The following is a 4,566-nucleotide window of genomic DNA, read 5'->3' on the forward strand; positions in this document are numbered from 1 at the left end:
GTAAATTTTCAGCGTTGCTGGCTCCCCGTCAGCCGGATTGGGTTGCATCGCAGGGGTGTCGAAAGAGTCAACTGCGGTCCAAAGCTGTTGGACTTGGGTGAAAAGGGCGTTTATTCTTCCTATACGTCGATCGATTGAATGAAGGACATATACAATCATTTCTCCGACATTTGGTTATGGAGCGAAAAGTTTCAATATCTTATCAAAACCAGGCAATCAATGCGATTAAGTTTTATTACGAACGTGTTTTGGGTGGACAACGGAAAACATATTTCATCGAAAGACCAAAAAAAGAAAAAACACTTCCTGTTGTGATGAGTGAAGAAGAAACCATTCGGGTACTACGCGCTATTGAAAACGTGAAACACAAGGCTATTCTGATGACTATTTATTCGGCAGGTTTGCGCATTTCTGAATGTATAAACCTGAAAATAAAAGACATTGACTCCAAGCGCATGCAAATTCGTATAGAACAGTCAAAAGGAAAAAGAGATCGTTATACCATTTTATCTGAGAAAACATTAATTATTTTAAGAACATACTTTATGGAATATAAACCAAAAGATTATTTATTTGAAGGTCAAAAAGGTGGCGCATACTCAAGCCGAAGTATTCAAAACATTTTTAAAGCAGCTGTTTTAAAAGCAAAGATTCAAAAGGAAGTTACTGTACATACCTTACGACATAGCTTTGCAACGCATTTGCTTGAGAATGGTACGAGTTTACGTTATATTCAATCGTTGTTAGGTCATTCAAGCAGTAAAACAACTGAGGTTTATACACATATTACCACCAAGGGAATGGAACAATTAAAAAGTCCGATGGATTTGTTAGATATATAGAAAGGATTTGTATATTTGAGCAAAACTTAACAAAAAGCACTATGAATATAAATCCTTTTGAGAGAGTAGAAACGAACGGTAAACGGTTGAAAACGGATTTGTCACTGATAATGAAAGGTTTAGCAAAATAAGATATAGTGGATATATACGCCATTTGGCGTATAGCCACTTGTTATGTGCCATTTTTGAATGACAATGCGAATAGATACAGACAAACAAATGAATTTACTTAGTGATAAGAACGTTGCAATAATTGGTGGTGGACCCGTTGGACTGACTATGGCAAAATTATTACAGCAAAACGGCATAGACGTTTCAGTTTACGAAAGAGACAACGACCGAGAGGCAAGAATTTTTGGTGGAACCCTTGACCTACACAAAGGTTCAGGTCAGGAAGCAATGAAAAAAGCGGGATTGTTACAAACTTATTATGACTTAGCCTTACCAATGGGTGTAAATATTGCTGATGAAAAAGGCAATATTTTATCCACAAAAAATGTAAAGCCCGAAAATCGATTTGACAATCCTGAAATAAACAGAAATGACTTAAGGGCTATCTTGTTGAATAGTTTAGAAAACGACACGGTTATTTGGGATAGAAAACTTGTTATGCTTGAACCTGGTAAGAAGAAGTGGACACTAACTTTTGAGAATAAACCGAGTGAAACAGCAGATTTGGTTATTCTTGCCAATGGTGGAATGTCGAAAATAAGGAGCTTTGTTACCGACACGCAAGTTGAAGAAACCGGTACTTTCAACATCCAAGCTGATATTCTTCAACCGGAAATAAACTGTCCCGGATTTTTTCAGCTATGCAACGGCAACCGATTAATGGCGGGACATCAGGGCATTTTATTGTTTGCCAATCCCAATAATAATGGTGCATTGTATTTAGGAATTAGTTTTAAAACGCCCGATGAATGGAAAAATAAAATTCCCTTAGATTTTCAGGACAGAAACAGCGTTGCCGATTTTTTATTGAAAAGATTTTCCAAATGGAGTGAAGTTTACAAACAATTAATACGTTCGGTATCAACATTTCAATGCTTGCCCACAAGGAAATTTCCTTTGAACAATGATTGGAAAAGTAACCGTCCATTACCCATAACAATGATTGGCGATGCTGCTCATTTGATGTCGCCTTTTGCAGGACAGGGTGTAAATACGGGATTATTGGATGCTTTGATATTGTCTGAAAACCTTACAAACGGAGAATTTACAAGTATTGAAAATGCCATCGAAAACTACGAACAACAAATGTTTGTTTATGCAAAAGATACGCAGGACGAATCGACAGAAAACGAAACCGAAATGTTTAGTCCCAATTTTTCGTTTCAAAAATTATTGAATCTATAAACAGTAAGAAAAAACGGCTACTAACAAGCAGTTTTGCAATAGTGGGGCAGAAGTGCAAAATTGAACTTGTGTGCTTCTATCAACTTTTGTACATTAGCTGCCAGTTTAAGATGGGTGCATTTGAGTATGCCCAAAGGAGCCCGCAAGTATGCGCAGGACGAAGCCAGTAGCCGCGCCGATGGTGGCGCGGGTCTATCTGCGCGTCAGCACCGACGCGCAGGACTTGGAACGCCAAGAGGCGATCACTACGGCCGCGAAGGCCGCCGGCTACTACGTCGCCGGCATCTACCGTGAGAAGGCATCCGGCGCACGCGCCGACCGGCCTGAGCTGCTGCGCATGATCGGCGACCTACAGCCCGGCGAGGTGGTCATTGCCGAGAAGATCGACCGCATCAGCCGCCTACCTTTGCCCGAGGCCGAGCGCCTGGTGGCCTCGATACAGGCCAAAGGCGCACGCCTGGCCGTCCCTGGCGTGGTCGATCTATCCGACCTGGCGGCCGAGGCCCAGGGCGTCGCCAAGATCGTGCTGGAAGCCGTGCAGATCATGCTTTTTCGCCTGGCCTTGCAGATGGCCCGCGACGACTACGAGGACAGGCGCGAACGCCAGCGCCAAGGCATTGAGTTGGCCCGCCAGGCCGGGCGGTACAAGGGCCGCCGTGCTGATCCGAAGCGCCGCGCCCAAGTTGTCGCGCTGCGCAAGTCCGGCTACAGCATCAACAAGACCGCCGAGCTGGCCGGGTACAGTGCGGCCCAGGTGAAACGGATATGGGCCGAGGTCAGCCAGGCCGAAGCGAAGCAGCACGGCGCGTTCGTGGAGGACGCATTGACGGAAGCCGATGCCCTGGCCGCTGTCGGCCAGGATGAGCGCCAGGAGGAAAGGGCATGAAGAAGCCGAACCAAGACGACGAGCCGTTTTTCATCACCGAGGAGATTGCGGCCGAAATGATCGCCGGCGGCTATGAGTTCGAGCTGCCGCCCATTCCTTGCACCATCCGCCTACGCGACGTGCTGGAGCGCATGACCGATGCTGAGCTAGCATTGCAGCCGGGCGAGATCGCCGACCAGGAGCGTGAACGCTGCCGGCGCAAGCCGTGTTCAACCTCATGATCTGGTCATGGTATTTTTCATGGCACTGAGCCTGATAGTTCTTGCAAATTGTTGTCACTAAAGGGTTTTGTGTGCTTGTTTACAATCGAGTGGGAGTGACGGGCACTGGCTGGCAATGTCTAGCAACGGCAGGCATTTCGGCTGAGGGTAAAAGAACTTTCCGCTAAGCGATAGACTGTATGTAAACACAGTATTGCAAGGACGCGGAACATGCCTCATGTGGCGGCCAGGACGGCCAGCCGGGATCGGGATACTGGTCGTTACCAGAGCCACCGACCCGAGCAAACCCTTCTCTATCAGATCGTTGACGAGTATTACCCGGCATTCGCTGCGCTTATGGCAGAGCAGGGAAAGGAATTGCCGGGCTATGTGCAACGGGAATTTGAAGAATTTCTCCAATGCGGGCGGCTGGAGCATGGCTTTCTACGGGTTCGCTGCGAGTCTTGCCACGCCGAGCACCTGGTCGCTTTCAGCTGTAAGCGTCGCGGTTTCTGCCCGAGCTGTGGGGCGCGGCGGATGGCCGAAAGTGCCGCCTTGCTGGTTGATGAAGTACTGCCTGAACAACCCATGCGTCAGTGGGTGTTGAGCTTCCCGTTTCAGCTGCGTTTCCTGTTTGCCAGCCGGCCCGAGATCATGGGGTGGGTGCTGGGCATCGTTTACCGCGTCATTGCCACGCACCTGGTCAAGAAAGCGGGCCATACCCACCAAGTGGCCAAGACGGGCGCGGTCACCCTGATCCAGCGTTTTGGATCGGCGCTCAATCTGAATGTTCACTTCCACATGCTGTTTCTCGACGGTGTGTATGTCGAGCAATCCCACGGCTCAGCGCGTTTCCGCTGGGTCAAGGCGCCGACCAGCCCAGAGCTCACCCAGCTGACGCACACCATCGCCCACCGGGTGGGTCGCTATCTGGAACGGCAAGGCCTGCTGGAACGGGATGTCGAAAACAGCTATCTGGCCTCGGATGCGGTGGATGACGACCCGATGACACCCCTGCTGGGGCACTCGATCACTTACCGTATCGCTGTCGGTTCACAGGCGGGGCGAAAGGTGTTCACTTTGCAAACTCTGCCGACCAGTGGTGATCCGTTCGGTGACGGGATTGGCAAGGTAGCCGGGTCCAGCCTGCACGCCGGCGTGGCGGCCAGGGCCGATGAACGCAAGAAGCTCGAACGGCTGTGCCGGTACATCAGCCGCCCGGCGGTATCCGAGAAGCGGCTGTCGTTAACACGAGGCGGCAACGTGCGCTACCAGCTCAAGA

At 49.0% G+C, this 4,566-nt stretch carries 5 protein-coding genes; all 5 read left to right on the forward strand.

What is annotated here, in order from left to right:
- Window positions 1-176 precede the first annotated feature (176 nt).
- On the forward strand, window positions 177-842 hold the full coding sequence (locus FTU90_RS15700) for a tyrosine-type recombinase/integrase (protein ID WP_015060916.1): 666 nt from the start codon (window positions 177-179) through the stop codon (window positions 840-842).
- Between the two features lie 189 nt (window positions 843-1,031).
- A complete protein-coding gene (locus FTU90_RS15705) occupies window positions 1,032-2,198 on the forward strand; it encodes a tetracycline-inactivating monooxygenase Tet(X3) (protein ID WP_024160783.1) in 1,167 nt (388 codons plus the stop codon).
- 148 nt (window positions 2,199-2,346) lie between these two features.
- A complete protein-coding gene (locus FTU90_RS15710; protein WP_001366550.1) occupies window positions 2,347-3,084 on the forward strand; it encodes a recombinase family protein in 738 nt (245 codons plus the stop codon).
- A complete protein-coding gene (locus tag FTU90_RS15715; RefSeq protein ID WP_000743213.1) occupies window positions 3,081-3,305 on the forward strand; it encodes a hypothetical protein in 225 nt (74 codons plus the stop codon). The genes FTU90_RS15710 and FTU90_RS15715 overlap by 4 nt, the downstream gene beginning before the upstream one ends.
- A gap of 210 nt (window positions 3,306-3,515) precedes the next feature.
- The coding region (locus FTU90_RS15720) for an IS91-like element ISVsa3 family transposase (RefSeq protein WP_167788572.1) at window positions 3,516-4,566 on the forward strand (1,051 nt) is incomplete at its 3' end.

This window comes from Acinetobacter sp. YH12200 (assembly GCF_013418175.1).
In the GTDB taxonomy this organism is placed as follows: domain Bacteria; phylum Pseudomonadota; class Gammaproteobacteria; order Pseudomonadales; family Moraxellaceae; genus Acinetobacter; species Acinetobacter pseudolwoffii.